Here is a 22,995-nt window from a genome sequence, read left to right on the forward strand (position 1 = left end):
TCCCGAATCCTGCCCGTGCCGGTTCCCGTACGCAGGCGAGCTGCGGGCGAACACGGCTGCATCCACCATGAAGACCTTTCGCAGATCAAGGTAAACGCAATGATAAGATCGGGTTCCTGACCGTTCGGATGCCCCGCGCAAAGCGGCATCGCGCGCCGGCCAGCCGGCCTTTCAAAGGCGCTGGTAAGCCGGCGCACTGCCTCTTTCTGAGGGCCCAAAATACCTGTGAACCAGACGGCGATACCGTCTCTCATCCGCGACGGCGGCCGACCGACGACGAATGTCGCCCTGTCGTCCTGTGTCTTACTGCCGCGTCGGCTTTGGCCGTCGGACCTAGCCCTGGAGGTCCGACAGCAGCCCTGCCGCCACGGTCAGGCGGGCGACCGATGTGTCGCCGCTGCCGGCGAGCGCCGAGATCTGCGCGACGATGCGCGAGACCACCGCCTGGCGGCTCTCGGCCCAGGCGGCAACGGGATCCTCGGCCGCGCCGAAATCGGCCAGTGCCCGTGTGGTGAGACGCCGCCTGGCGCCGGCGATCTGGCTGCCGGCGCGTTCCAGTGCCAGGATCTCGTAATAGTCCGTCGGCTCCAGCCGGTGCAGCGCCATCTCGAGCCGGCCGATCTCGAACAGCCGGGTAATGCCGAAATAGCTGGCGACGGCGGATTCCAGCGGCGTCGATGTTTCACGTGAAACATCGGCGATGTCCGGCACCAAGGCCACCAACGGCAGCAAGGTGACGTCGGCGGCCAGCGCCTCCGGCACCGCCGCCTCGGTCCATTTGGACTGCCGCTCAGTGGCGATCTCGCGCGCCCGCTCACTGGCAAGGCCAAGAAGTTTCGGCCGCAGCATCGCCACCGTGTCGCGGATTCCCTCGACCGCCGCGGTCAGGCCGCGGCCGGCCGCGCCGTTCTGCACATACCAGCGCGTTGTCGCCTGCAGGAACTGGCCGACGGCCTCGTAGAGCGCATTCTGTGTCTCGCCGTGGATCTGCCCGTCCAGCGTGTCGATGCGGGTGTAGAGCGCATCGGCACCGAGCCCGTCATGCGCCGCGACGAAGGCCGCGACGATCTCGGCCGGTGACGCGCCCGTCGCCTCGCGCACCGCCGTCACATAGGTCGGCCCGAGCCGGTTGATCGCGGCATTGGCGAGGATCGTCGCGACGATCTCGCGCGCCAGCCGGTGGCCTTCGATGTCGGCGGCATGACCGCCCCGCATCGGCGCCGGGAAGTACCCGAACAGCCGCTCCCTGAGATAGGGATCGTCCGGCAGGTCGCTGGCGATCAGCTGGTCGAAGAGGACGATCTTGGAATAGGCGACGAGAACCGCAATCTCGGGCCGGGTCAGCCCGCTGCCGGAAGCACGCAGATCCGCGAGCCCCGCTTCGGTCGGCAGCGTCTCGACCTCGCGGCTAAGCAGGCCAGCCTCTTCGAGCACGGTCATGAAGCGCGACTGCAGCGGCAGTGCCGAGACGCCGCGGCGCTGCTCCAGCGACAGCGCCAGCGACTGCTCGTAATTGTTGTTGAGCACGAGCTCGGCGACCTCCGCCGTCATCGACGCCAGCAGCACGTTGCGCGCCTCGCGCGTCAGCCGACCCTCGGCCATGGCGCTCTTCAGCGCGATCTTGATGTTCACCTCGACGTCGGACGTGTTGACGCCGGCCGAGTTGTCGATCGCGTCGGTGTTGATCCGCCCGCCGGCCCGCGCGAACTCGATGCGGCCGCGCTGGGTGACGCCGAGATTGGCGCCCTCGCCCACCACCTTCGCCCGCACCTGCGCGCCGGTGATGCGCACCGCGTCATTGGCGCGATCGCCGACATCGGCATTGGTCTCGGCGGTCGCGCGGATATAGGTGCCGATGCCGCCGAACCAGAGGAGATCCGCCGGCGCCTTGAGGATCGCGGTGATGATTTCCGCGGGCGTGCCGGACGTCCGGTCCCAGCCGATCGCCGCAGCGGCCTCCTTTGACAGCCGGATCAGTTTCTCGCGCCGCGAGAAGACGCCGCCGCCGGCTGAGATCAGCGTCTTGTCGAAATCTGCCCAGGACGAGCGCGGCAAGGCGAACAGCCGCCGGCGTTCGGCGAGCGTCGTCGCTGCATCCGGCGAGGGATCGATAAAGATGTCGCGGTGGTCGAAGGCGGCGACGAGCCGGGTTTCGGGCGAGAGCAGCATGCCGTTGCCGAAGACGTCGCCCGACATGTCGCCGCAGCCGACGACGGTGAACGGCGTCGTCTGGATGTCGCGGTCCATCTCGCGGAAATGCCGCTTCACCGTCTCCCAGGCGCCGCGCGCCGTGATGCCCATCGCCTTGTGGTCGTAGCCGACCGAGCCGCCCGAGGCGAAGGCATCGTCGAGCCAGAAGCCGTTCGACTGCGCGATCGCATTGGCGGTGTCGGAGAAGGTCGCGGTGCCCTTGTCGGCGGCGACGACGAAATACGGGTCCTCGGCGTCGAAGCGCTTTACCCGGTCTGGGGTCACGATATCAGCGCCGTCGATGTTGTCGGTGACAGACAGGAGCGAGGCGATGAACACGACATAGGCCGAGCGGCCGGCCTCGAACCAGCTGTCGCGGTTCGCCGGATCGCCGAGGCGTTTCGGGAAGAAGCCGCCCTTGGCGCCGACCGGCACGATCACCGCGTTCTTCACCTGCTGCGCCTTGACGAGGCCGAGCACCTCGGTGCGGTAGTCCTGGCTTCGGTCGGACCAGCGCAAGCCGCCGCGCGCCACCCGGCCGAAGCGCAGGTGCACGCCCTCGACGCGGGCGTCGAAGACGAAGATCTCGCGGAACGGGACCGGCGCCGGCAGGCCCTCGACGAGGTGCGAGTCGAGCTTGAAGGCGAGCGCCGGCTGGACATGGCCGGGCTTCGAGCCCTCCTCGGCCGAGGTGCCGTCGACGGCGTAGAAATTGGTGCGCAGCGTCGCGAGAATGGTCGACAGGAAGCGCCGGAGGATGCGGTCGTCGTCGAGGCTCTCCACCGCGTCGAGCGCGGCGGTGATGGCGGTGTAGGTGGGCAGCGTCCCACGCGTGGCGGCCAGCTGCTTCAGCCGGTCCTCGGGTTCGGCCGGGGCCCCCTCACCCGCTTCCACCGGCGTCTCGGCAGCGGGGATCGGCCGCGCCGGGTCGAAGGCGGCATCGAACAGCTGCCAGAGCAGGCTGGCGATGCCGGGATGGCGCAGGAGCGTCGCGGCGATGAAGTCCTGGCCGAAGGCGATGCCGGCCTGTCTGAGATAGCGCGAATAGGCGCGCAGGACGTTCGCCTGGCGGTAGGCAAGGCCGGCCTCCAGCACCAGCGCGTTCAGCGGATCGTTCTCGATCTGCCCGGCCGAGACGGCGGCAAAGGTCTGCTGCAGCGCGTCGCCCTCGTCATCCAGCGCGATGTCGCCACCGCTCTGGCGCACCAGGTCCATGTCGTGCAGGTGCACCGAAGCGCCGTCCGGCCGCAGGATCTCGAAGGTCCGCTCGGAGACGACGCCAAAGCCCATGTTCTCGAGGATCGGCACCCGCGTCGACAGCGGCACGGCGCTGCCGAGATGGTAGATCTTCAGCCGCAACAGCGTGCGGGGATCGCCCGGGCGGCGGTAGAAGTCGATCGCGAGGGCGTCGCCGGTGCCGAGCCGCGCCATCCGGCGGGTGTCGGTCACCGCCTCGGCGGGCGCCACCGCGTCGCGATAGCTCTCGGGCAGGCCGGGGGCGAAGCGGATCAGATCGGCGGTCCCGCCGGCATCCTGTACCGCCCGGACGAAACCGTCCTCCCAGGCCTTCGCCATCTCGGCGATCTCGGCCTCGAGCCGGGTGGCGTCGACCACCGGCGTCTGGCCCGACTTGCGGCCGATGATGAAATGGATGCGGGCGAGCGATCCTTCCGGGAAGCCCGGATAGACCGCCGAGACATGGCCGTCATAGGCTTCGGCGAGGAGATGGCCGATCCTCTCGCCGAGGCGGGAATCATAGCGGTCGCGCGGCACGAAGACGAGGATCGAGACGAAGCGGTCGAACCGGTCGATGCGCGGCAGCACGCGCACGCGCGGCCGCTCGCCGAGCTCCAGCACCGTGCCGGCAAACCGCTCGAGGCTGTCGACGTCGATCTGGAACACCTCGTCGCGCGGATAGGCCTCGAGCACGTTCAGCAGCGCCTTGGCGCTGTGCGAGCCGGCCGCGAGGTCGAAGCGCTGGATTACCGTCTCGGCCTTCAGCCGGAGATAGGGAATGGTCAGGATCGAGCGGGTGTAGGCGGTGGAGGTGAACAGGCCGACGATGCGCAGCTCGCCGGCAAAGTTTCCGGCGGCGTCGTACTGCTTGACGCCGATATAGTCCATGTAGGCGCGGCGGTGCACCGTGGTGCGGCTGTTCGCCTTGGTGACGATCAGCGGGTTCGGCGCCTGCAGGAAGGCGCGGATTTCCGGCGTCACCGTCTGCGGCTGGCCGGCTCGGCCAAGCACGCGCACATCGGGGTCCGCAAGGATGCCGAGCGCCGGCTCGTCGCTGCGCTCCAGCGCCTCCTCGTTCTCGGCGCCGACATAGACGAACTCGCGCGCGCCGAGGAAGATGAAGTTGTCGGCGAGCAGCCAGTCCAAGAGCTTCGCCGCCTCCACGACACGCACCGCCTCGGTGCCGTCGAGCATGGCGGCGCGCGCTTCCAGCGCAAGCTTGGCGGTGCCGACGCGGGCGCGCATCGCCTTGAAGTCGCCGACCGCAAGCCCGACCTGGCGCAGGATTTTGAGGATCGCGGCGATGAGGTCGGCATTGCTGTGCGGGCCGCGCTCGATCGCCACCTGGATCAGGCTGACCCGCTCCGCCTTCTCTACCCCCGATCCCGGCCCCGGTCGGGTGGCGGTGAAGCCCGAGATACGGCCCTCCCCGTCGCGGACGATGTCGAGGATCGGGTGCGAGATGTAGAGGATTTCCGGCGCGCGCTCGGCGATCTCGGCCATCACCGAGTCGAACAGGAAGGGCATGTCGTCGTTGACGACGGTGATGAGGTCCATCGCCCCAAGGCCGTGCAGCGGCTCGATGGTGACCACCGGCATCGCCGGGCGGTGCGCATCGAGCGCCACCGCAGCGCGTTCGGCCGCCAGCGCCAGCGTCTTCGGCGAGAACACCGCGAGATCCTCGGCCGGCGGGCGTGCGAACAGCAGCGGTGCAAGGCTCGCCGCCGGGCTGCCGCCGGCGAGGACGCCAAGGATTCCCGTCAGAATGTTCGCCTTCGCCTGGCCCATGGTCGTCGCTCCCGCTGAGTCCGGCCGCGGATCGTCGCGGCCTTGATTCATCATGACGGCCGGTCAACCGGCCGCGAATCGCCATGGTTGTGCCGGACGAAGATGACGAGAGGATGCCGGATGGGGCTTGCATGCAAGCTGCGCTCCGTCAGCCCGTGCTGCCCGCCGGCGGACTTCCCTCTTCCGCCGGCCTCCAACGCCTTTAACCGGCCGCGTGGCCATAATCGCGCGCGCCAAAGATTGCCGATCCGACGCGCACGCCCGTCGCGCCCTCCGCCACCGCGACGGCGTAATCGCCCGACATGCCCATCGATAGCTTCGCGACGCCCGCTGCCTTCGCGAGTTCCGCCAGCCGCCGGAAATGCGGCGCCGGATCCTCGTCCGCCGGCGGAATGCACATCAGGCCCTCAATGGAGAGGCCGTGCACGTCGCGGCAGCGTGCGACGAAGGCCACCGCCTCGTCCGGCGCAATGCCGGCCTTCTGGGGCTCCTCGCCGGTGTTCACCTGGACGTAGAGCCGAAGCGCCCTGCCCTGCTTGGCGATTTCGCCGGCCAGGGCTTTGGCGATCTTCTCGCGGTCGACGGTCTCGATGACGTCGAAAGTGGCGACTGCCTCGGCGGCTTTGTTCGACTGCAGCGGGCCAATGAGGTGCAGTTCGATCCCCTCGAACCGCTCCCGCAGTTCCGGCCATTTCGCCATCGCCTCCTGCACCCGGTTCTCGCCGAACACCCGCTGCCCGGCCTCCAGTACCGGGGCGATCGCCTCGGCCGCATAGGTCTTCGACACCGCGACAAGGGTCACCGACCCCGAAGCCCGGCCCGCGGCGGTTTCGGCGTCGCGAATGGCGGCGGTGACGGCTTGGTATTGCTGGACGGACATGGTGGCTTTCAGAGAAGCGAGAGGCGACGGGAGCAACGGACGCGACTTTGAAATATGGGCCGGAATGGCGTATATGAAAGGAGTGGGTGCCGGCCGAAGCGACCAAAGGTCCTCGAGGCCGACACCCTTGGTCAGACGATGAATTGGACCCGGAAGAAGACTTGCCAGCCCCTCCGGGTCCTTTTCACCTCCAACGTGATGCTCAGCGGCAGAAACCACATCGCATCACCTCCTCTTCGAGAGCGAGGCTGTCGCCACAGCCGGGGAAGCCCGTTCTCCCCGGTCCGCCGCTGGCCCGGCGTGCTGCTTTCCCTCTCGAAACTCTCCGCCTGCATCTCAGCGCAACAGCCGCCGCCGCGTCCAGCGTGAAGCGCTGAGCCGCCTCTCGGTTGACGCTGGCGCGCAGGCGGTGTTGAACGACGGCAATCCCTTCCGACGTCGGCCCCTCGATCGGGCCTGGCGTAAACCGACGAGCCCTCCGCATGTCCATCGAACGCTACAATCCGCGCGAAGCCGAACCCCGCTGGCGGGAGGCGTGGAACGCGGCGAAACTGTTCGAGACTGAGGACGATGCGCCGGGCGAGAAGTACTACGTCCTCGAGATGTTCCCCTACCCGTCCGGCCGCATCCACATGGGACATGTACGCAACTACGCGATGGGCGACGTGGTCGCGCGCTACAAGCGCGCCAAGGGCTTCAACGTCCTGCATCCCATGGGCTGGGACGCCTTCGGCATGCCTGCGGAAAACGCCGCGATGCAAAACAAGGTGCATCCGCGCGAATGGACCTATGCCAATATCGCCACCATGCGCGGCCAGCTGAAGTCGATGGGCCTGTCGCTCGACTGGTCCCGTGAGTTCGCCACCTGCGACGTCGACTACTACCACCGCCAGCAGATGCTGTTCCTCGACTTCCTCGCCAAGGGCATCGCCTATCGCCGCAAGTCCAAGGTCAACTGGGACCCCGTCGACAACACCGTTCTCGCCAATGAGCAGGTGATCGACGGCAAGGGCTGGCGCTCGGGCGCCGAGGTCGAGCAGCGCGACCTGACGCAATGGTTCTTCCGCATCACCGACTATGCCGAGGACCTGTTGTCGGCGCTCGACACGCTGCCGGAATGGCCGGAAAAGGTCCGGCTGATGCAGAAGAACTGGATCGGCAAGTCGGAAGGCCTGCTGGTGCGCTTCGCGCTGGAGAAGGCGCCGGACGCAGCGGCCGACGTCACCGTGTTCACCACCCGGCCGGACACGCTTTTCGGCGCGTCTTTCCTTGCGGTGGCGCCCGACCATCCGCTGGCGACCGCCGCGGCGCGCGACAATCCGGTGCTCGCCGAGTTCATCCTCGCCTGCAAGCGCGGCGGCACCACGGCGGCGGCGATCGAGACCGCCGAGAAGCTCGGCATGCGCACCGGAATCGAGGCCGTGCACCCGCTCGACCCCAGCTGGAAGCTGCCGGTCTACGTCGCCAACTTCGTGCTGATGGACTACGGCACCGGCGCGATCTTCGGTTGCCCGGCGCATGACCAGCGCGATCTCGACTTCGCCCGCAAATACGATCTGCCGGTCACCCCCGTCGTCCTGCCGCCGGATGCCGACACGGCAAGCTTCAGCGTCGGAACCGAGGCCTATGTCGGCGACGGCACGCTGTTCCAGTCGCGCTTCCTCGACGGCATGAGCCCGGCAGAGGGCTTTGCCGCCGTCGCCGACCGGCTGGCGGCGAGCGATCTCGGCGGCCGGCCGCAGGCCGAGCGCAAGATCAATTTCCGCCTGCGCGACTGGGGCATTTCCCGCCAGCGCTACTGGGGCTGCCCGATCCCGGTCCTCCACTGCGAGGCCTGCGGCGTCGTGCCGGAGGCGCGCGAGAACCTGCCCGTCAAGCTGCCGGACGACATCGACTTCGACAGCCCCGGCAACCCGCTCGACCGTCACCCAACCTGGCGCCACGCCTCCTGCCCGCAGTGCGGCGGCAAGGCGCTACGCGAGACGGACACGATGGACACCTTCGTCGACAGTTCCTGGTATTTCGCCCGCTTCACCGCGCCGCATGCCGATGAGCCGACCGATCCGCAGCGCGCCAATGCCTGGCTGCCGGTCGACCAGTATATCGGCGGCATCGAGCACGCGATCCTGCACCTCCTCTACTCCCGCTTCTTCGTGCGGGCGATGCAGGCCTGCGGGCATCTCGCCATCGACGAGCCGTTCAAGGGCCTGTTCACCCAAGGCATGGTCGTGCACGAGACCTATCGGCACGGCCGCGACTGGGTCTCGCCCGCCGAGATCCGCATCGACGAGGTGGATGGCGTTCGCACTGCGACCCGGATGGCGGACAACGCCGTCCTCGAGATCGGCGCGATCGAGAAGATGTCGAAGTCGAAGAAGAACGTCGTCGATCCCGACGACATCATCGCTTCCTACGGCGCCGACACCGCCCGCTGGTTCATGCTGTCGGATTCGCCGCCCGAGCGGGACGTGATCTGGACCGAGTCCGGCGTCGAGGGCGCGCACCGCTTCGTCCAGCGGCTCTGGCGCCTCGTCGCCGAGCTCGCCCCGAAACTCGCCGCCACCGTTGGCGACACCGCCGATGCCCCGCGCTCGACCGAGATCCGCCGCGCTGCGCACCGCACGGCGTCGGGCGTTGCCGACGACATCGAGCGCCTCGCCTTCAACAAGGCCGTCGCCCGGCTCTATGAGCTCGTCAACACGCTGACCGCGGCGACCGCCGGCGACGCGCGCGACGTCACCGGCGTCGCGGACGCCGTCGCCGAGGCGCTGTCGGTGCTGGTGCGGCTGATCGCGCCGATGATGCCGCATCTTGCCGAAGAATGCTGGACGGTGCTCGGCCGCAGCGGCCTCTGCGCCGAGCAGAAATGGCCGGAGATCGATCCCGCGCTGCTGGTCGTCGACGAGGTGGTTCTCCCCGTCCAGCTCAACGGCAAGAAGCGCGGCGACTTGACCGTTTCGGTCAAGGCCGGCAAGGCTGAGATCGAAAGCGCCGTCATGGCACTCGACTTCGTGCAGACGGCCCTCGAGGGCCGGACGCCGAAGCGCATCGTCGTCGTCCCCGGAAGGATCGTCAATGTCGTCGTCTGATCGGGCGCTCCGTCCGCGGATCGCCGGGCTTCTCGCCCTCGTCCTTCTCGGTGGCTGCACCGTCTCGCCGATGTACGGCACATCCAGCCAGGCGGCACTCGCCAGCGGCACCGGCGGCCAGAGCCTCGGCGACCTCCGCGGCCAGATCGCCGTGGCGCCGGCCAACAGCCGCACGGCGCAGCTGTTCCGCAACGCGCTTCTGTTCCGCCTCAACGGCGGCACGACGCCGTCCGCTCCGGTCTACGAGATCCGGTACTCCGTGACCGGGCAGGAAAACGTTGTCTCGATCGAGCGCGGCTCGGGTGTTCCCGCCGCGAGCCTTTACCGGATGGACGCGACCTACCAGGTCGTTCGCCTGTCCGATCAGAAGGTGATCGGCACCGGTCTGCGCTTTGCCTCGGTGCCGTTCGACCGCTCCGAGCAGCTCTTCGCCTCCTCGCGCGCCCTCATCGACGCCCGCGAGCTGGCGGCGAAGGAAGTGGCCGAAAAGGTCCAGCTCGGCGCCGCCGTCGCCATCCGCAAGGACCTGCGCAAGTGAGCCTTGCCGGCGCAAAACGGTTGCACCGCCGCGCGCCGGCATCAAACCACCTGCGGCGCGCCTGATGGCGGAAAAGAAGGCGGGTGAGGTCGAGGCCTTTCTGTCGCGGCCTGACACGAGCTTTCCCATCGTGCTGCTCTACGGCCCCGATGCGGGGCTCGTCTCGGAGCGGGCGGCCAAGGTCGCGGCTCTCTCCGGCGTCGATCCGAAGGACGCCTTCGCCTTCATCAGTCTCAATGCTGACGAGCTGGAAAAGGACATCGGCCGGCTGTTCGACGAGGCGCGGACGATCTCGATGTTCGGCGGCCGCCGGCTGATCCGCATCCGCGGGGCCGGCACCGGTTCCGGCAAGGCGCTGTCGGCCGCGGTCACGGATCTTGCCAAGGACCCGCCGCGCGATGCGGCCGTGGTCATCGAGGCCGGTGATCTCAAGAAGAGCGCACCCTTGCGCGTCGCCGTCGAGCGCGGCCGGGCCGCCATGGCGCTGCCATGCTACCAGGACGAAGGCAGGGCTCTCGACCTGATGATCGACGAGGAGCTGAAGCTCGCCGGCCTGTCGATCGACCGCGATACCCGCGACATGCTGCGCGCGCGCCTCGGCGCCAACCGGCTGGCCTCGCGCGGCGAGGTGCAGAAGCTCTGCCTCTATTGCTACGGCAAGTCGGCGGTCGAAGCCGCCGATATCCTGGCGATCGTCGGCGACGTCTCGGCCGACACGCTGGAGGAGACGATCGATGCGGCCGCCACCGGCGAGGTGCGCAAGCTGCCGGAACTGATCGAGCGGCTGACCTCCGCCGGCACCCAGCCGTTCCTGCTGCAGCAAGGATTGCTTCGCCATTTCCAGGGCTTGCAGCTGATGCGCTTTGCCGTCGAGCACGGCGACCAGAGCGTCGCCCGGGCGGTGGAGGGGCGTCGCCCGCATTTCCGGCGCAAGGCGGCGCTCGAAACCGCACTCGGGCTTTGGACCCTCGACGCCCTCGCGCCAGCGCTCGCGGCGATCGAGGCCGATATCCTGCACAGCCGCAAGGAGGCCGCGCTCTCGCACGTTATCCTGCGACAGACCTTGCTCGGTACCGCCGTCGAAGCCGCGCGCCTTCGAAAAAAGGTCCGCTGAGTTCACCGTGAAGGTGTTTCGATCCAGCGCTCTCTCGATGCGAACAGGTTCATCAACCTCGACCCATTCTGCAACAATCGGGAATACTCAAGTCCGCGCGAACGCTGGCTCATTGCGAGAATGAGCCTACCGTTACGCCGCCGAGTCGATTGCTGATCAATTCTTCGGAAAAGAGTTAAAGCGTGCGGATGCGGGGTTCCGGGGGACGGTTCTGCTTGGCCTGCAGGAGCCGGCAGATCTCATCCAGCTGTTCCAGATTGCCGTAGTCGATCCGCAGGTCACCACCATCTTCCGGCAGCCTGATCTCGACGCGCATGCCGAGGGTTTCCGACAAGAGGCGCTCGAGCGCTCTCGTGTCGGCATCCTTCTCCTGACCAAGCGGCTTCGGCGGCTGCTGCTTCGGCCGGGCCGCCGGGCGCTGGCGGGCAGGGAGCCCGGTGACCGACGGCGGCACGGGCGTCCGCGCCAGATCCTCGGCCTCGCGGACCGACAGGCCACGCTCGATGATCTCGCGCGCAAAAGCCTCCGGGTCCTCCGCCGAAACCGCCGTGCGGGCATGGCCGGGTGACAACTCGCCCCGCGACAGCATGCCTTGCACCCCCTCGGGGAGTTTCAGGAGCCTCAGCGTGTTCGCGACATGGCTGCGGCTCTTGCCGAGAACATCGGCGAGATCGGCCTGCGTATAAGCATGCTCCTCGATCAGCATCTGGTAGGCCTGCGCCTCCTCGATGGCGCTGAGGTCGGCACGCTGCACGTTCTCGATGATCGCGATCTCGAGCGACTCACGGTCCGAGATGTCCCGAACGACGACCGGAACCTCGGTGAGGCCCGCCTTCTGTGCGGCGCGCCAGCGGCGCTCGCCGGCGACGATCTCGTAGGCCTCCGTGCCATCGGCGCGTTCGCGCACGAGGATCGGCTGCACGACGCCATGGGTGCGGATCGAGGCGGTGAGCTCAGCGAGGTCGGCCTCGTCGAAATGCCGGCGCGGATTGCGCGGGTTCGGCGACAGGCGGGAAACCGCAATTCGCCGCTCTCCGGCGGTCTCTTGCGGCGCAAAACCGTTCGAGGCCCGTGCAGGCGAGGCGCCGCCGCTGCCGATGAGCGCTGCCAGTCCGCGTCCGAGACGCTGCCGCGACTTGTCCTCGTTCATCTCCGTCTCCCCGTCGTGCCGGCGCCGGGCGCCGACCGGCCTGTCTTAGTGCGGCAAGACGTCATGCGACCTCCAGCCGGCGTTCGCGCTGGATCACCTCCGAGGCCAGCCGGATATAGGCCTGGCTGCCTGGACATTTCATGTCGTAAAGAATCGCAGGCTTGCCGAAGGACGGCGCCTCGGAGACCCGAACATTGCGCGGAATCACCGTGTCGTAGACGTGCTTGCCCATATAGGAGCGGACGTCGTTGACCACCTGCGCGGCCAGGTTGTTGCGGCCATCATACATGGTGAGGACGATGCCGTGGAGGTCGAGCGCCGGATTCAACGTGTCCCGCACCTGCTCCACCGTCTGCAGCAACTGGCTAAGTCCTTCCAGCGCAAAGAACTCGCACTGCAGCGGGACGAGGATCGAGTCGGCTGCGGCCATCGCATTGACGGTCAGAAGGTTCAGCGAGGGCGGGCAGTCGATCAGCACGAAGTCGAACTGCGGGACCTCCATGACATGGAAATGCAGCGCGTCGCGCAACCTGTAGGCGCGGCCGGGTGCGCTGGCGATCTCCATCTCAAGCCCGAGCAGATCAAGCGTCGATGGGACCAGCGACAGGTTCGGCACGGCTGTCGCCATCGCCGCCTCGCTGATGGAGGCGGACTCCACCAGCACGTCGTAGGAGGAGACCTCACGGTCCTCCTTGTCGACGCCGAGCCCCGTCGAGGCATTGCCTTGCGGGTCGAGATCGATCAGCAGCGTCTGCTTGCCCACGGCCGCGAGTGCCGTCGCAAGGTTGATCGCGGTCGTCGTCTTGCCCACGCCACCCTTCTGGTTGGCGATGGTGATGACCCGCATGCGTCTTGGTGCCCTGGCATCCATCGGCTCGCTCCCTCGGCCCGCGATGTTTCACGTGAAACATTCGCTCTGGGCCGGCACTGCCGGTTCAACGCGGCGCGATATCCCGGATTTCCAGGATCACCGATTCTGCGTCGACCGTCGAAGAGTGCTTTAGCACTGTGAATCGCCATTCGGCCGATGCGTCAACGATTTCTTCATCATGACGCCGGCCCTTGGCGAAATAGCAGGGGATTTCAGGTCGTACGCGACCACTGACAAAGCCGAGCAGCACGTCGAGTGAGGCGAGGGCGCGAGCGCTAATAGCGTCCGCCTGGGACAGTATTGCGCCACAGTCTTCGATCCGCTGGGCATGAACGGTAGCGGAGATGCCGGTTTCGCGGATGACCGCGCGCAGGAACGCAGCCTTCTTGGCGTTGCTCTCTACGAGATCCACATGCGCACCCGCTTCGCCGCGCCGAGCGATGCCGAGGATGATGCCAGGAAAGCCAGCACCTGAGCCGAGATCAACCCAACGTCTTGGCTTGGGGGCAACATCGACCAGTTGGAGGGAATCGGCGACGTGCCGGTGCCAGATCTCGCCAAGCGTGGAAGGCGCGACGAGGTTGGTCTTGACTTGCCATTCCAGCAGCAGCGCGACGTAACGGTCTATGCCCTCAAGTGTTTCACGTGAAACATGACGCCGCGCCAGCAGCGCCACGCGGCCCGCCGCTATCTCTTCCGCGGCTGGTAAGGCTTGCGCCCGCTTGGTCCGGGGCACGGCGATGCGGCGCGGGGCTTCTTCCTCATCGCTACGCCGCATGGGAAAGCCTTTGCTGCTTGCGAAGGTGAACGAGGATCAGCGCCAGCGCCGCCGGCGTCATCCCGTCTATGCGCTCGGCATCGGCCAGCGTCGCCGGCTTGCGGGCTGCAAACTTGTGCTTCAGTTCCGATGATAGGCCCGGCAGCGCCGAGACGTCGAAGTCATCGGGGATCGCCACGCCTTCGTCGCGGCGCAGCCGGGCCTGGTCACGGCGCTGGCGATCGAGATAGACATCGTAGGCCGCCTCAATTTCGATACGCTCCCGAATCGACGGCTCAACGGCAGCGAGTTCTGGCCAGATCATGGCAAGCCTTTCGAACCCGATCTCGGGTTGCGACAACAGCTGGAAGGCGGAGCGCGACCTCCCGTCCTGGTTGAGATGCAGCCCGCGCTTTGCAGCTTCACTCGGGGTGATCGTCGACGTCTCGAGCAAGGCCTTTGCTGCATCAAGCTGAGCTTCGCTAGCCTGGAACACGGCCTCGCGGCGCGCGCCGATCAGGCCGAGATCGAGGCCCAGTGGCGTCAACCGGCGGTCGGCATTGTCGGCGCGGAGCGACAGCCGGAACTCGGCGCGCGAGGTGAACATCCGATAGGGTTCGGTGATCCCAGTTCTCGTCAGATCATCTAGCATCACGCCGATATAGGCATCGGACCGGCTGATCGTCACGCAGCCGAATCCACCGGCGCGACGTGCGGCGTTCAGCCCCGCCCAGAGACCTTGCGCGGCCGCCTCCTCGTAGCCGGTCGTACCGTTGATCTGGCCCGCCAGGAACAGGCCGCGGGCTGCCCTGACCTCAAGGGTCGGATGCAACTCCCGCGGGTCCACGTGGTCGTACTCGATGGCATAGCCGGGCTTTAGGATCTCCACCCGTTCGAGGCCGGGGATCGACCGGAGGAACGCTTGCTGGACATCTTCGGGCAAGGAGGTCGATAGGCCGTTGGGATAGACGGTGTCGTCGTCAAGGCCTTCTGGCTCCAGGAAGATCTGGTGGCCGTCGCGTTCGCCGAACTTGACGATCTTGTCCTCGATCGAGGGACAATAGCGTGGGCCGACGCCCTCGATCTCACCGGAATAGAGCGCGGAGCGGCCGAGGTTCTCGCGGATAATGCGGTGGGTCTCGGGCGTGGTGCGGGTGATGCCGCAAGCGATCTGGCGGTTGGCGATGTGGGTGGTGAGATAGGAGAAGGGTGTCGGCACATCATCCGCCGCCTGGCTGTCGAGCCCGGACCATTCGATCGTGCGCCCGTCGAGCCGCGCGGGGGTTCCAGTCTTCAGGCGGCCGAGCCGCAGCCCGAGCCGGCGCAGCGTGCCGGAGAGGCCAAGGGAGGGATCCTCGCCCATGCGACCGGCTGGGATCTTCTGGAGACCGATATGGATGAGGCCGGAGAGGAAGGTTCCGGTGGTCAAAACCGCGGCGCCACAGGACAGCGTCCGCCCATCACTGAGGATCACGCCGGCAACGCTGCCGTCCTCGGCAAAGCTCAGATCAAATGCGTCACCCTCGACGACCTCAAGATTGGCGGTTGCCCGGATCATCGCCTGCATGGCGGCGCGGTAGAGCTTGCGGTCGGCCTGGGTGCGGGGGCCGCGCACCGCGGGGCCCTTGCTGCGGTTGAGCAGCCGGAACTGGATGCCGGCCGCGTCCGCCGCCTCGCCCATCAAGCCGCCCAGCGCATCGATCTCGCGCACGAGATGCCCCTTGCCGATGCCGCCGATCGCCGGATTGCAGCTCATCGCGCCGATGGTGTCGAAGCTGTGGGTGAGAAGGGCGGTGCGCGCGCCGAGCCGCGCGGCGGCGCTGGCCGCCTCGCAACCGGCATGGCCGCCGCCGATGACGACGACGTCGAATGCTGTGGGGGATGTGCTGTGCATCGTCTGGTTAAGCCGAAAGCCCGCGGGCCTGTCAATGCGCGAGGCGTCGGGGGCCGGCACAGGCGTCCCGTTCGCACGGTCCGCGGAACTTGCGTTGCAGCGCGTGTTTCACGTGAATCACTTGCCGATGCAGAAGGCCGAGAAGATGACGTCGAGGAGGTCTTCCACCCCGACCCGGCCGGTGAGGGCGCCCAGACGGTCGGTGATTTCGCGCAGGTCGTCAGCGGCAAACTCGGGAGGCTGGCTGGCCGCGATGGTCCTGTCGAGGAGACGCAAGGCGTCCGACACGATCTCGCGGTGGCGGGTCCGAGCCGGGACCAGCGCCGAAGGGTCTCCGGCAGCGGATATCGCAGCGACGGCAATGGCCTCGACGAGCGCTCCCAGTCCGGTACGGGTATGCGCGGACAGCGCAAACGCTGGCGTGCCGTCATCGGGGCCGTTGCCCGCCATTGTACCGGATCCGAATCGTTCAAGATCCAGATCGATTTTAGTTCTGACGGACCAAATCGGCGACGAGGCGTGCTCGGTCCGGGTCCGAATCGACCGTCCCGACGGAACGGCCAGCGGCGCCATTTCCGGATGTTTCACGTGAATCTCGGCTTCGCATGACCGGAGGTCGAGGAGGAGGTCGGCGTCCTCAGCCGTTGCCAGAGCGCGATCGATGCCGATCGCCTCGACGGCGTCGGCGGTATCCCGGAGACCGGCCGTGTCGAACAGGCGCACTTTCACCCCGCCGAGGTCGAGGGCGACCTCGATGACATCGCGCGTCGTCCCGGCGATGGGCGAGACGATGGCCGCCTCGCGGTCGGCAAGGGCGTTCAGGAGGCTCGATTTTCCGGCATTCGGCGGGCCGATGATCGCCACCTTGAAGCCATGCCGCAGGATCTCACCGCGTCCGGCGCCGGCCAAGTGGGTCCGCATTTCAGAGGCGAGCGTTTGCAGAGCGGGTCGGACGCTGTCGGCGACGTCCTCCGCCACGTCGCCCTCGTCGGCAAAGTCGAACGAGGCCTCGAGCATGGCGCGCGCGTGGACGAGGCGCTTCATCCATCCCTCGTAGAGCGCCCTCAGCGCCCCGCCGGACTGTGCCACCGCCTGGATGCGCTGCGCCTCGGTTTCCGCGGAGAGGAGGTCGGCAAGTCCCTCGGCCTCGGTCAGATCGATGCGACCGTTCTCGAAGGCGCGGCGGGTGAACTCCCCAGCCTGCGCCAGCCGGACGTCGGGGAGGGCGAGCGCGGCGTCGAGGCAAGCGGCGACGACGGCGCGGCCGCCGTGCAGATGGAGTTCGGCGAGATCCTCGCCGGTGACGGTCGCGGGACCCTCGAAGAAAAGGACCAGCGCATGGTCGATCGTGTCGCCCCGTGCATCCCGGATGCGGCGCAGGCTGGCCTGGCGGATCGGCGGGACGCCGCCGGCGAGGCGTTCCAGCACGGTGCGGCTGGCGGTGCCGCTGATGCGGATGACGGCGATGCCCGCGGGGAGGGCGCCGGATGAGAGGGCGATGATGGTGTCGTCGGCGATCATGGCATCGGTCATCATGGCGTCCGCTTCCCGTCAGTACCTTCACCCAAAACGCAAACGGCCCAACCCTTTCGGATCGGACCGCTGCCGAATCGATCGGTGAAACCGATCAGGTGTTCATGGAGTCGAAGAAGTCCGAGTTCATCTTGGTCTGCTTCAGCTTGTCGTTCAGGAACTCGACCGCATCGGTCGTGCCCATGGGCGCCAGAATCCGGCGCAGCACGAAGATCTTCTGCAGGTCGGCGCGCGGGACGAGGAGGTCCTCCTTGCGCGTGCCGGACTTGAGAATGTCCATCGCCGGGTAGATCCGCTTGTCCGCCACCTTGCGGTCGAGGACGATTTCGGAGTTACCCGTGCCCTTGAACTCTTCGAAGATGACTTCGTCCATGCGGCTGCCGGTATCGATCAGCGCGGTGGCGATGATCGTCAGCGAGCCGCCTTCCTCGATGTTACGGGCGGCACCGAAGAAGCGCTTCGGGCGCTGCAGGGCGTTGGCGTCGACACCGCCAGTCAGCACCTTGCCGGAGGACGGCACGACAGTGTTGTAGGCGCGGCCGAGGCGGGTGATGGAGTCCAGCAGGATGACGACGTCACGGCCGTGCTCGACGAGGCGCTTGGCCTTCTCGATGACCATTTCGGCGACCTGGACGTGGCGGACCGCTGGCTCGTCGAAGGTCGAAGAGACCACTTCGCCGCGCACCGAGCGCTGCATGTCGGTGACTTCCTCCGGCCGCTCGTCGATGAGCAGCACGATGAGGTAGCACTCCGGATGGTTGGCGGTGATGGAGTGGGCGATGTTCTGCAGGAGCACCGTCTTGCCGGTGCGCGGCGGCGCGACGATCAGCGCGCGCTGGCCCTTGCCGAGCGGGGCGACGAGATCGATGACGCGGGCCGACAGATCCTTCGAGGTCGGATTGTCGAGCTCCATCTTGAAGCGCTCGTTCGGGTAGAGCGGCGTCAGATTGTCAAAATGGCTCTTGTGCTTGATCCGCTCCGGGTCATCGAAGTTGATCGTGTTGACCTTGAGCAGGGCGAAATAGCGCTCGCCGTCCTTCGGCGAGCGGATCGGTCCCTCGACGGTGTCGCCGGTCTTCAGCGAGAAGCGGCGGAGCTGTGAGGGCGAGATGTAGATGTCGTCCGGACCCGGCAGGTAGTTGGCATCGGGCGAGCGCAGGAAGCCGAAACCGTCCTGCAGCACCTCGACGACGCCCTCGCCGATGATCTCGACGCCCTGGGCCGCCAGGTTTTTCAGGATCGCGAACAGCAGCTCCTGCTTGCGCAGGACAGGCGCGTTCTCGACCGCGTTCTCCTCGGCAAAGGCGATGAGCTCGGGGGCTTTCTTGTTCTTCAGGTCCTGAAGCTTCATTTCCAACATATGGTTTTACGGCTCCGTCCCGCTGATGTGATCGGGCGATCGGTGGGGGGACTGCACTTGCGTCAATGGTAAGACGGGGGAAGACGGTATCGGGAAGGCGGGATGGGGAGAGCCGATGCCAGCGACTGAACACGTGCGGCAACGGAAAGGGTGGTGGCGGAACTGATTCGGCCAGCGCCCCTGAGGCAGGGTATCCCGATTGCCTATACCGGCAAGGCTGCCGGGGTGCAAGCAGGTTGTCAGCCAGCGAGGTATTCCGCGCGGCGGCGTATCGCTGGTTACCGGGTACCGTGCCGAGAGGTCCCGCAACGCCGTTGGTTTCTGGCACCGCACGCCTTGACGAAGCCAGCTACAGGCTCACTTGCCCGCGCGGGGATCACGAGAGCGAAAAACGCCGCGCCGCCCTGCTTTCGCCAGCGCTGTGGCAATGCCGCAGTTCCGTTCAGGGACGAGCCATGCGAGGGTCCGTCCATCCAAGACTGTGAAGTGACGAGGTCAACATGCCCACCGGCCGCTCTCCCGCCCTCTGGATCGCCACGATCCTCCTCGTCCTCTTCGGTGTCGCGTCGGCTATCGGCGGCGTCTGGCTGATCAGCGCCGGCGACTCCTGGTACTATCTCGCCGCGGCCGTGCTCTTCTTCGCCACCGCCGGCCTGCTGCTGGCGCGCCGCGAGGCGGCGCTCTGGGTCTACGCCGCGCTGGTCGTCGGCACGCTCGGCTGGGCGCTCTGGGAGGTCGGCCTCGACTGGTGGCCACTCGCAGCACGCGGCGACGTGATCTTCCTGATGGGCCTGTTCCTGCTAACGCCCTGGATCACCCGCCGCCTCTATGTGCCCGACGTGCGTGCGGCGATGGACGGCATCAAGGGTGGCCCGACGGCCTTCAGCGGCGGCGGCCTCGCGTTGTCCGCCTCGCTGGTCCTGGTGCTTGGCGTGGCGGTGACGTCGTGGTTCACCGACCTCCACCGCATCGAAGGCACCGTGCCGGCCCCGACGGGCCGCGTCGCCGGCGACGCCGCCAGCATCCCCGCCGACGAATGGCGCGCCTATGGCCGCACCGGCTACGGCCAGCGCTTCTCCCCGCTCGACCAGATCACCCCGAAGAACGTCAGCACGCTCGAGACCGCCTGGACCTTCGAGACCGGCGACGCCAAGCAGGAAGGCGATCCGCTGGAGACGACCTTCGAGGTCACCCCGCTGAAGATCGGCGACCGGCTCTTCCTCTGCACGCCGCACCAGAGCGTCATCGCGCTCGATGCCGACACCGGGAGAGAGATCTGGCGCTATGACCCGAAGGTGCAGGGCGCGCTCGCGCTGCAGCACCTGACCTGCCGCGGCCTGTCCTACCACGCCGCCACCGCTTCATCGGATGCCGCAGCCCCCGCTGCCGCAGCGACCTCGGCGGCCCCGGCACCCGCGCCGACCGCGGCGACGCCCCCCGGCGCCACTGCCGCCGCGCCCGCCGGCGATGCCGCGGACCCGGCGCTTCCGGTCGCTACCGCCGGTGCCGCCGTCACCGGCACTTGCGCTGCCAAGCTGTTCATGCCGACGGCCGATGGCCGGCTCATTGCTCTCGACCCGGAGACCGGCGCCGTCTGCAGCAATTTCGGCGGCGGCGATGGGCAGATCGACCTCTGGCAGAAGATGCCCAACGTCAATCCGGGCGCCTACTACTCGACCTCGCCGGTGGTCGTGACCGCCAACATCATCATCGTCGCCGGCACCGTCCTCGACAACGTCTCGACGGCGGAAGCCTCGGGCGTCATCCGCGGCTATGACGTCAACACGGGCGATCTCGTCTGGGCCTGGGACAGCGCCAAGCCGGACCAGACGGCGCCGCTGCCGGAGGGCCAGACCTACACCGCGAACTCGCCGAACTCCTGGTCGATCTCCTCGGTCGATGAGGGCCTCGGCATGGTCTACATCCCGATGGGCAACCAGCCGCCCGACCAGTTCGGCGGCAACCGCTCGCCGGAAGTCGAGCGCTTCTCGTCCTCGGTCGTGGCGCTCGACATCGCCACCGGCACGGTAAAATGGGTGTTCCAGACCGTCCACCACGACCTCTGGGACTATGACGTTCCGGCCCAGCCGAGCCTCATCGACCTCACCCTCAACGGCCAGACCGTGCCCGCGCTGGTGCAGCCGACCAAGCAAGGCGAGCTGTTCGTGCTCGACCGCCGCACCGGCACCCCGGTGCTGCCGGTGACCGAAATCGCGGCGCCCACGGGCGCGGCCAAGGGCGACCATACCGCGCCCACCCAGCCGAAATCGGCGCTGTCCTTCGACCCGCCCGCGCTCACCGGCAAGGACATGTGGGGCGCCACGATGTTCGACCAGCTGGCCTGCCGGGTGGCGTTGACGCGGTTGAAATATGACGGCCGCTTCACCCCGCCTTCGCTCAAGGGATCGCTGATCTATCCCGGCAATTTCGGCGTCTTTAACTGGGGCGGCGTCGCCGTCGACCCGCAGCGCCAGATCGCCTTCACCACGCCGACCTACCTCGCCTTCACCTCGCAGCTGGTGCGGCGCCAGAACGAGACCGAGCTCTACGTCCAGGACGGCGGCGAGAAGCCGGCGGGCGCGCTGCCCTCGCTCAACGAGAACTTCGGCGCGCCCTATGCGATCAAGCTCGCGCCCTTCACCTCGCTGCTCGGCCTGCCTTGCCAGTCGCCTCCCTGGGGCTATGTCGCGGCGGCCGACCTCACCACCGGCAAGGTGATCTGGCAGCACAAGAACGGCACGGTGCGCGACTCCTCGCCGATCCCGCTGCCGTTCAAGATGGGCGTGCCGAACCTCGGCGGCCCGATGATGACGGCGGGCGGCGTCGCCTTCCTGTCGGGCACGCTCGACCAGTACCTTCGCGCCTACGACGTCTTGACCGGCAAGGAACTCTGGAAGGGCCGCCTGCCGGCCGGCGGACAAGCCACGCCGATGACCTATGCCGGACGCGACGGCAGCCAGTACGTGCTGGCGGTCGCCGGCGGGCATGGCTCGCTTGGCACCCGCACCGGCGACTCGGTGATCGCCTACAAGCTGCCGAAGCCGTAACGGCGGCTTCGGACCCGACATGAAAAAGGGCGCCTCTCGGCGCCCTTTTTCATGTCTTTGAAAGGCTGGAAATCAGATCGTCTGGACCTGCGCCTTGGCGCGTTCCTCGGACATCCGCTGGGCGAACAGCGCGGCGAAGTCGATCGGGTCGATCATCAGCGGCGGGAAGCCGGCATTGCGGGTGACGTCGGCGACGATCTGGCGCGCGAACGGGAAGAGCAGGCGCGGGCACTCGATGAACAGCACCGGCAGAAGGTGCTCCTGCGGAAAATGCTGCAGCCGGAACACGCCGCCGTATTCGAGCTCGACGTGGAACAGGAGATCCTTGTCGTCGCCGGCCTTGGCGTTCAGCGAGAGCTTGACGTCGTAGTCGCCGTCCTCGGCATTGACTGGGTTGGCGGTGACGTTGACGCCGATGTTGATGCCGGGCGCCTTGGCCTGATTGCGCAGGGCCGCCGGCGCATTCGGGCTCTCGAACGAGAAGTCCTTGATGTACTGGGCGAGGATGTTGATCGACGGCGCCTGGCCGTTGGGCAGGCCTTGATTGGCCTGGTCGATGTCGGACATGAAAGCCTCCGCTTGGATCCCGGGCATGCCCCGCTGCGCGGCCGGCATGGTCCCCATATCTGTCCCGCTCGCCCGCCCCGGCACGCCGGCACGCGGCACGGTCGCCCGCTGCGGTGGCGCGAGCGCTAACACTTCGCAGAAGGGGAGACAAGTTCGCGCCCGGCCGCCCGCGTTGCCGGCCATACGCCGGCCAGAGGCGTGGAAGTTGGTTATGGCGTGGGCTTGTCGCCGCGCCAGGGACTGTCGGGGTTCGGCCGCCGGGCATACTCGTCGTCGTCGAGCTCGATCACGCCGGCGGGTGCGACCGGCCCGGACGCCGGGCGGCGCAGCAGGTCATCGGACGGCATCGGGCGCCGGCGAAAGCCGGTGCCGCCGGGCATCGCCATCACGGTGACGCGCCCCTTCAGGAACCGCCAGGCGAGATCGCGCACCGGCGGGATGAAGAGGAGATAGCCGATGAGGTCGGTGACGAGGCCGGGCACGATCAGCAGGAACGCCGCCAGCACGATCATCACCCCGTGCACCAGCTCACGCCCCGGATTCTGCCCGGCCTGAACCTCCTGGCGGATGCGCAGGAGCGTCGACAGGCCCTGCCGCCGCAACAGGAGCACGCCGATCACCGCGTTGCCGACGACGAGGCCGAGCGTCGGCAACAGCCCGATCCGGTCGCCGACGAGGATGAACACGGCGATCTCGACGATCGGCAGCAGCAGCATCGAGAGCGGGAGCAACAGCAGTCGCAGGGGAATTCTCCAGGTTGGGAGCTCGGCCAAAAAACAAGAAGAGGCCGGCATCCTACTCATTTTCGCCGATATCGGCACGCTCCGTTCATTGCCGCCGCATAATTTACGCGAATGCACGTCACAAAGAAGATAGGATCAGCCAACGGCAATTTGAATGAGCGACCGGCTCACTTATATGCAGGGTCTGCGGCGGCGGCGGATCCGTTGCCACCTTCTTCCACCGCACCAAGCGAACACA

General features: G+C 67.4%; 14 protein-coding genes. 4 read left to right on the plus strand and 10 right to left on the minus strand.

Going from position 1 to position 22,995, the window contains the following annotated elements:
* Window positions 1-333 precede the first annotated feature (333 nt).
* Together ACZLZY_RS22870 and ACZLZY_RS22875 are read right to left on the minus strand one after the other, a co-directional pair.
* Window positions 334-5,214: an NAD-glutamate dehydrogenase gene (locus tag ACZLZY_RS22870; RefSeq protein ID WP_472936371.1), complete on the minus strand. Its 4,881-nt coding sequence runs from the start codon at window positions 5,212-5,214 to the stop codon at window positions 334-336.
* Between the two features lie 202 nt (window positions 5,215-5,416).
* Window positions 5,417-6,094, minus strand: a complete 678-nt coding sequence (locus ACZLZY_RS22875; RefSeq protein WP_472936372.1) for a YggS family pyridoxal phosphate-dependent enzyme — start codon at window positions 6,092-6,094, stop codon at window positions 5,417-5,419.
* A 482-nt stretch (window positions 6,095-6,576) separates the two neighbouring features.
* Here ACZLZY_RS22875 and leuS point away from each other — a divergent pair, with 482 nt between their 5' ends.
* The 3 genes from leuS (at window position 6,577) to holA (ending at window position 10,835) form a co-directional block, all read left to right on the plus strand.
* Window positions 6,577-9,183, plus strand: coding sequence for a leucine--tRNA ligase (gene leuS, locus ACZLZY_RS22880; protein WP_472936373.1), 2,607 nt, complete (start codon window positions 6,577-6,579; stop codon window positions 9,181-9,183).
* On the plus strand, window positions 9,170-9,721 hold the full coding sequence (locus tag ACZLZY_RS22885; RefSeq protein ID WP_472936374.1) for a hypothetical protein: 552 nt from the start codon (window positions 9,170-9,172) through the stop codon (window positions 9,719-9,721). The genes leuS and ACZLZY_RS22885 overlap by 14 nt, the downstream gene beginning before the upstream one ends.
* A gap of 64 nt (window positions 9,722-9,785) precedes the next feature.
* Window positions 9,786-10,835: a DNA polymerase III subunit delta gene (gene holA, locus ACZLZY_RS22890; protein ID WP_472936375.1), complete on the plus strand. Its 1,050-nt coding sequence runs from the start codon at window positions 9,786-9,788 to the stop codon at window positions 10,833-10,835.
* Window positions 10,836-11,010: 175 nt separating this feature from the next.
* Here holA and ACZLZY_RS22895 read toward each other — a convergent pair whose 3' ends face one another.
* The 6 genes from ACZLZY_RS22895 to rho form a co-directional block, all read right to left on the minus strand.
* Window positions 11,011-11,985, minus strand: coding sequence for a ParB/RepB/Spo0J family partition protein (locus tag ACZLZY_RS22895; RefSeq protein ID WP_472936376.1), 975 nt, complete (start codon window positions 11,983-11,985; stop codon window positions 11,011-11,013).
* A gap of 61 nt (window positions 11,986-12,046) precedes the next feature.
* Complete coding sequence (locus ACZLZY_RS22900) at window positions 12,047-12,856, minus strand: ParA family protein (protein WP_472936377.1); 810 nt, start codon at window positions 12,854-12,856, stop codon at window positions 12,047-12,049.
* 64 nt (window positions 12,857-12,920) lie between these two features.
* Window positions 12,921-13,634: a 16S rRNA (guanine(527)-N(7))-methyltransferase RsmG gene (gene rsmG / locus ACZLZY_RS22905; RefSeq protein ID WP_472936378.1), complete on the minus strand. Its 714-nt coding sequence runs from the start codon at window positions 13,632-13,634 to the stop codon at window positions 12,921-12,923.
* Entirely contained in the window at window positions 13,624-15,507 is a 1,884-nt protein-coding gene (gene mnmG, locus ACZLZY_RS22910) for a tRNA uridine-5-carboxymethylaminomethyl(34) synthesis enzyme MnmG (RefSeq protein WP_472936379.1), read from the minus strand. The genes rsmG and mnmG overlap by 11 nt, the downstream gene beginning before the upstream one ends.
* Window positions 15,508-15,624: 117 nt before the next feature.
* Window positions 15,625-17,043, minus strand: coding sequence for a tRNA uridine-5-carboxymethylaminomethyl(34) synthesis GTPase MnmE (gene mnmE / locus ACZLZY_RS22915; RefSeq protein WP_472936380.1), 1,419 nt, complete (start codon window positions 17,041-17,043; stop codon window positions 15,625-15,627).
* A 91-nt stretch (window positions 17,044-17,134) separates the two neighbouring features.
* Window positions 17,135-18,400 carry a transcription termination factor Rho gene (gene rho, locus ACZLZY_RS22920; protein ID WP_472936381.1) on the minus strand — a complete coding sequence of 422 codons (1,266 nt, stop codon included), beginning with the start codon at window positions 18,398-18,400 and terminating at the stop codon, window positions 17,135-17,137.
* 500 nt (window positions 18,401-18,900) lie between these two features.
* Between rho and ACZLZY_RS22925 the strand changes: the two genes are divergently transcribed.
* Entirely contained in the window at window positions 18,901-21,447 is a 2,547-nt protein-coding gene (locus ACZLZY_RS22925) for a glucose/quinate/shikimate family membrane-bound PQQ-dependent dehydrogenase (RefSeq protein WP_472936382.1), read from the plus strand.
* Window positions 21,448-21,519: 72 nt separating this feature from the next.
* Here ACZLZY_RS22925 and secB read toward each other — a convergent pair whose 3' ends face one another.
* Window positions 21,520-22,014 (minus strand): protein-export chaperone SecB, encoded by a 495-nt coding sequence (gene secB / locus ACZLZY_RS22930; protein WP_472936383.1) that lies wholly within the window; start codon window positions 22,012-22,014, stop codon window positions 21,520-21,522.
* Between the two features lie 209 nt (window positions 22,015-22,223).
* The gene (locus ACZLZY_RS22935) at window positions 22,224-22,745 is read right to left on the minus strand and encodes an FxsA family protein (protein WP_472936384.1); all 522 of its coding nucleotides are present in this window, start codon (window positions 22,743-22,745) and stop codon (window positions 22,224-22,226) included.
* Window positions 22,746-22,995 lie beyond the last annotated feature (250 nt).

It is taken from the genome of Mesocryomonas lacus (genome assembly GCF_055730135.2).